Origin of the sequence: Halalkalibacter lacteus (assembly GCF_036663595.1) — a bacterium.
Classification (GTDB): domain Bacteria; phylum Bacillota; class Bacilli; order Bacillales; family Bacillaceae_D; genus Halalkalibacter; species Halalkalibacter lacteus.
Map to the genome: position 1 here is coordinate 1 of NZ_JAWRVL010000137.1, position 288 is coordinate 288.

The 288-nt window shown below is 34.0% G+C and carries 1 protein-coding gene; it reads left to right on the top strand.

Features of this window, described 5'->3' with window-relative positions; genetic code table 11:
* Positions 1 to 288, top strand: a 288-nt coding sequence (locus SAZ04_RS21815; RefSeq protein ID WP_332699620.1) for a hypothetical protein, incomplete at both ends; no start/stop codon positions are given.

Consider the following 288-nt stretch of genomic DNA (forward strand, 5'->3'; position numbering starts at 1 on the left):
TTATATATGAGATTTTATTTATAAAATTATTACTTATATTAATTAAATATTTTAAGCTATCAGATCAGGTGGATCAATATCTCGCTTATCGTAACCAATCTGAACAAGCGTTAATAAGCGGATATAGCTATTTAGAGGACATAGTTAGAGAACAAAGCTCCAATCTTGACAAAGCCAATGAAGCATTACGATCAGATTTTTTAGACGATCAGGAAGATTCATTGGCGCTGCGTTTTAATGATGCCCTATCTCGTGTCCTGGCAGAGGAAGCGCACAGTATTATTTTAC